Origin of the sequence: Paenibacillus sp. E194 (genome assembly GCF_000935845.1) — a bacterium.
GTDB lineage: Bacteria > Bacillota > Bacilli > Paenibacillales > Paenibacillaceae > Paenibacillus_B > Paenibacillus_B alvei_B.
Window position 1 is genome coordinate 1 of record NZ_JMDX01000320.1, and the last position, 5,476, is coordinate 5,476.

Sequence of the window (5,476 nt, forward strand, 5' to 3'; positions counted from 1 at the left end):
TAAGGAAGCAAAGCGGAAATCAAAAATAAACAACGAATAATCACCCACCACGGTCTCGAAAGGATGAAAAGTAGCATGCGCAATCGTTGTATGGTCAAATGGGTCGTAGCTATTGCTCTCTTACTTGTATGCAGCACAAGCACACTGATGACGAATTCTGTATCCGCTTGGGCACCAAGTGAAGGTAGCGATTCGGTTGCAAGTCCTCCGATCCAATTGTTCGATATTAAGGCACAACGGATTGTGAAGACGATCCCGAACAGCAAGGAGTTCCAAGTAGTCGCTGCATCTTGGCTCAAGTCTATAACCGGACTGTCCCCTCAGCTCACGATTGGGCATCAATGTGGATATATCGTACGTATCCCATTAACATCAGTGGCTGATGTGGTTCTTCCAAGAGAGACGGTACAGATAAAAGACGTATTTCTAATCTATTGCCCAGAGAAAGATCCACTACTGCTCGTATTCTCGAAGGAGCGCAAGCCCTATTTGCTGCGAATCAATTTAGATGTCAAACCATTTATGCAGCAGCTATTGACCACTGAACCGACAGGAAAGGCTGAAAAATCGAGCGGATAAGTTGTATTTAAAGAAAAACCGTAAGTACGCCACGAAAATCGATGAAAAAAAGGTATACACTTCAGTGGAAACATGCTAAATTATCGTTATTATTTTGATAACCGATAACGAATCCGGTTGCTGGAGTGGATAAGACATGTTAGAAGAAACATACCGTTCTATCTCGATCAAGCCGGCCGAACGCATGAACCGGCTTCCGAAGCAATTCTTTGCCCAGCTTGTACAGCGGACGAACGCTCGCATCGCTGACGGCCATGATGTCATCAATCTTGGTCAGGGCAATCCTGACTTGCCAACTGCTCCTCATATTGTGACTGCGCTGCAGGAAGCAGCAATTGACCCAATCAATCATAAATACCCTCCATTCAGTGGACATCGCTATTTGAAGGAAGCGATAGCCAAGCGGTATAAGGAAGACTATAATGTGGATCTCGATCCCGATACAGAAGTAGCCGTATTGTTCGGAGGCAAGACGGGACTCGTTGAAATCAGCCAAATACTGCTTAACGAAGGTGACGTCTGCCTCGTTCCAGATCCAGGCTATCCAGATTATTGGTCTGGCGTTGCCCTTGCTGGTGCTGACATGGTCATGATGCCATTGCTGGAAGAGAATCAATTCCTTCCTGATTATGAACGGATTACGAAGCTGCAGCTAGAACGGGCAAAGCTGATGTTCCTGAACTATCCGAACAATCCAACGGCAGCGACTGCGAGTTCTGATTTCTATGCGGACACCGTGCAATTTGCAGCGAAGCATAATATCGTCGTTGCCAGTGATTTCGCATATGGATCGATTGGATTTGACGGAAAACGGCCTGTGAGCTTCCTACAGACGCCTGGCGCGAAGGAAGTCGGTATCGAATTCTACACGATGTCCAAGACATACAACATGGCCGGGTGGCGAGTTGCATTTGCTGTAGGCAATAAAGAACTTATCCGCCTTATCAATCTGATGCAGGATCACATGTATGTTAGCCTGTTCGGAGCTGTTCAGGCTGCCGCCGCAGCCGCATTGACCGGTTCGCAGCAACCAGTTCATGAACTGTGTACGACATATGAACAGCGCAGGAATGTATTCTTCAAGGAGCTTCATCGCATTGGCTGGGAGGCCGCTCCATCGGAAGGATCCTTCTTCGCTTGGCTCCCAGTGCCTAAGAATTACAACTCTGCCCAATTCGCAGATTTACTGCTGGAGCGTGCCAATGTTGTCACCGCGCCAGGCATCGGATTTGGTCAGCATGGAGAGGGCTACGTCCGGGTCGGACTGCTCGCAACAGAGGCGAGATTACGCGAAGCCGCAGAGCGAATCGGAAGACTATCCCTATTCTAAGCTTATTCGTTACGATGATGCTGTCCCGACTCCTGATCGGGCCAAGCAACAATTTTATTGTGATTCTAACTAAAGGAATCTTCTGTCACCTGCCTTTATACAGGATCCGCCTTCTTTACTCCGTTGGAATCACATGGTATTCTATTCGTAATACACTCATTGCTCTTATGGAGCATCGGGTGCCAGAGTGAATACCTTTATCGTGATGACAGGACCAGTACGTAATGAAGGTCGCGTTCAGAGAGCGGAATGCCATAGGCTGCAAGCATCCGCCGCAGAGCCGTTACAGAACCTATCCTTGAGCGGTCAGCATAAGCGTATAAGCGTGAAGCTGAACGGCTGCCTCCGTTATAGGCGATCAAGTGGGATGGTTTCTGCATAATATGGATCTGCGCACGATGCAGTTCAGGTATATGCTCTAGGAACCCTCAATGAAGGTGGTACCGCGGAAGTGTGACTTTCGTCCTTTAGAGGACGAGGGTCTTTTTTATACCCATAATCCGTTTCGCGACATCACTGTTCGGCATTCCCTTGATCCATTCACATCATCGTATTACAATCTGGCACCAGCAATCGTGAGATGTACGATACTTATACTCATGAGAGTCAAAGAATCAGGAAGTGAATGAATAATGGAACAGTGTCAACGAATTGTAGTGAAAATTGGAAGCAGCTCGCTTACCTCTGAACATGGCGGCTTAAATCGAGAACATATTGAATTCTACGTACGCGAGCTCGTCTCTCTTATGGAACGTGGTGCACATGTCGTGCTCGTTACCTCAGGTGCCGTTGCAGCCGGATTTCGACATATTGGATATATGACTCGTCCGAAGCTTCTCCATGAGAAGCAGGCTGCTGCTGCAGTCGGTCAGGCGCTGCTAATGCAGGCATACCAAGAACAATTTCAAAAGTACAGCATTCCTTCAGCACAACTGCTGTTAACTCGGCCAGACTTCGCCAATCGCAAGCGCGGACATAATGCCCAGATGACAATGGAGGAACTGCTGAAGCAGCGTGTCGTCCCTATCATTAATGAGAATGACACCGTATCCGTTGAGGAACTCAAGTTTGGTGATAACGATACGCTCTCAGCACTGGTTGCGAACCTTGTCCATGCTGATCGGCTAGTGATTATTACGGATACGGACGGGTTGTATACTGCTGATCCCCGTTCCAATCCGAATGCGAAGCGGTTCGACAGAGTCGAGGAAATTAACGAGGAAATCTACGCATATGCTGGAGGAGCCGGCTCATCTGTCGGTACGGGCGGCATGCGTTCGAAGTTAGATGCAGCACGTATCGCCATGCGGGGCGGTGTACCTGCCTTTGTTGGTCGGGTCAATGAGCCAGGTGATCTGCTCCTTGCTGTGGAGGGTATTGGCAAGGGTACCTATTTCGATACTCACCTGCATGCATTGCCGATGAAGAAGCAATGGCTTGGCTTCCACTCTACCCCACATGGACAAATTATTGTCGATGAAGGCGCTGAACGGGCATTGATATCACGTGGATCAAGTCTGCTGCCTGCTGGTATTCGAGGAGTCGAAGGCGACTTCCACCCTGGAGATGTGGTTGAGGTGTCTGGTGAGGATGGACGTGTGATTGGCAGAGGCATCGTCAATTACGAAGCCGATCAATTAAAGATTGCTGCGGGCTGGTCTACGGAAGAGGTGCTCAATCGCATCGAGGTTCCGCGCATTGAAGTGATACATCGAGATGAATGGGTCACACTACGATCATAGAAGGAGGCATGTACGATGAGTGAAGTACGTTCCAAGGCTACGTTAGCAAAAGAAGCAGCTGCAGTCATGAACCGACTGACAACCGATCAGAAGAATGAAGCATTATTAAGAATGGCAGATCTGCTTGTCCAGCATGCAGATTCAATTATTGAAGCAAACGCAAAAGATTTAGACCGAGGCAAGCAGCAGGGAACATCAGATTCTCTATTGGATCGCCTTGCTCTAAATGAGGCAAGAATTGAAGATATGGCAGAAGGATTGCGCCAAATCGCCGAGCTGACAGATCCGGTAGGAGATGTTCTTGAGAAAATTGATCGTTCCAACGGCTTGCATATTGAGAAAATTCGTGTGCCACTTGGTGTAATTGGCATGATCTATGAAGCGCGCCCGAATGTCACCGTAGATGCGGCCGGCCTATGTCTCAAGACAGGCAATGCGGTCGTATTACGCGGAGGCTCTTCTGCTTTGGAATCTAACAAGCGCATTGTCGCTGTGCTGCATGAGGCGCTGAAGCTCACTTCTGTTCCGGTCGAAGCCTTGCAGCTAATTGAAGATGCAGATCGCGCCTCTGTTGACGAGATGTTGAAATGTAATGGATTGCTGGATGTCGTCATCCCACGAGGTGGTGCGTCGCTCATCCAGAATGTCGTGCAAAATGCAACTGTACCCGTTATCGAGACCGGAGCAGGTATTTGTCATACCTACATTGACGAGTCCGCTGATCCAGACATGGCTGAAGCGATTGCGTTCAATGCGAAGGTACAGCGTCCTTCTGTCTGCAATTCTATGGAGACTCTGCTTGTACATGAGCAGTTTGCAGAGCGCCATCTGACAGGATTGCTTGAAGGATTCGATATACACCGTGTTGAACTGCGCGGCTGTGAACGAACATTCGCTTATGCGCCGTGGGCTAAAAAAGCATCCGACCAGGACTATGCAACGGAATATAACGATTATGTGTTAAACGTGCGCGTAATCGATTCTCTGGATGAAGCACTCGATCATATTGCACGTTATGGTACGAAGCACTCCGAATGTATCGTGACCGAGAACAAAGACCGTGCCAGACGCTTCTTGAGTGAAGTTGATGCTGCTGCTGTCTACCACAATGCGTCAACACGGTTCACAGATGGGTTTGAGTTCGGATTTGGTGCCGAGATCGGCATTAGCACTCAGAAACTGCACGCAAGAGGCCCAATGGGACTGCCTGCCCTAACATCCACGAAGTACCGGATATATGGAAAAGGTCAAATTCGCGAGTAACATCGCACGCCAGCTATATTCCATGTGCAGTGTTAGCAAGAAGGGAGAGGAATGGACATCATGAATGAAATAAAATCACAAGAGAAGGACACATTCCGTTCTCTTCACTTTAGTATTTTCGGTGCAGGGTCAATTGCCGAAGCGATCGTTAGAGGAGTTCTTGCAAAGCAGCTTACTGAGCCTGCACGAATCTCCATGGTTAATCGCAGTAATAATGAACGCCTTCTGGAGCTGAAGCGGAAGTATGGCGTCACGATAGAGCTCTCGTCGGAAGGAAAACAGAAGCTCTTACAGGAAGCAGATGTCATTGTATTGTGCATGAAGCCCAAGGATGCCGCAGGAGCTCTTCACGAGTTGAAGCCGCTTCTCCGCCCTGGAACGCTCATTATTTCTGTCATCGCGGGGCTATCGATGCATGCCATTGAACATATTCTTGGACCCATTGCCGCTGTTCGCACCATGCCGAATACATCGAGTACGATTGGCCTCGGCGCGACTGCAATCTGCTGTTCGAATGCGGTGAATGACTCACAGCGCGGCATCGCGATGGCGATGTTCGAAG

General features: G+C 48.7%; 6 protein-coding genes. 5 read left to right on the forward strand and 1 reads right to left on the reverse strand.

The features are described from left to right. Positions 1-75 precede the first annotated feature (75 nt). Both AZ66_RS26235 and AZ66_RS26240 read left to right on the forward strand, forming a co-directional pair. Positions 76-579 (forward strand): hypothetical protein, encoded by a 504-nt coding sequence (locus AZ66_RS26235; RefSeq protein ID WP_052648891.1) that lies wholly within the window; start codon positions 76-78, stop codon positions 577-579. Between the two features lie 136 nt (positions 580-715). Then, positions 716-1,909, forward strand: a complete 1,194-nt coding sequence (locus tag AZ66_RS26240) for a pyridoxal phosphate-dependent aminotransferase (protein ID WP_044357577.1) — start codon at positions 716-718, stop codon at positions 1,907-1,909. A 197-nt stretch (positions 1,910-2,106) separates the two neighbouring features. Here AZ66_RS26240 and AZ66_RS31660 read toward each other — a convergent pair whose 3' ends face one another. Next, positions 2,107-2,289: a hypothetical protein gene (locus tag AZ66_RS31660; RefSeq protein ID WP_152523791.1), complete on the reverse strand. Its 183-nt coding sequence runs from the start codon at positions 2,287-2,289 to the stop codon at positions 2,107-2,109. 252 nt (positions 2,290-2,541) lie between these two features. Between AZ66_RS31660 and proB the strand changes: the two genes are divergently transcribed. From proB to AZ66_RS26255, 3 genes are all read left to right on the forward strand, one after another. Beyond that, positions 2,542-3,651: a glutamate 5-kinase gene (proB, locus tag AZ66_RS26245; RefSeq protein WP_044357579.1), complete on the forward strand. Its 1,110-nt coding sequence runs from the start codon at positions 2,542-2,544 to the stop codon at positions 3,649-3,651. Positions 3,652-3,666: 15 nt separating this feature from the next. Continuing rightward, on the forward strand, positions 3,667-4,914 hold the full coding sequence (locus AZ66_RS26250) for a glutamate-5-semialdehyde dehydrogenase (RefSeq protein ID WP_044357581.1): 1,248 nt from the start codon (positions 3,667-3,669) through the stop codon (positions 4,912-4,914). Between the two features lie 60 nt (positions 4,915-4,974). Further along, positions 4,975-5,476 (forward strand): pyrroline-5-carboxylate reductase family protein (locus tag AZ66_RS26255; RefSeq protein WP_044357585.1); only part of this gene is annotated, 502 nt, incomplete at its 3' end.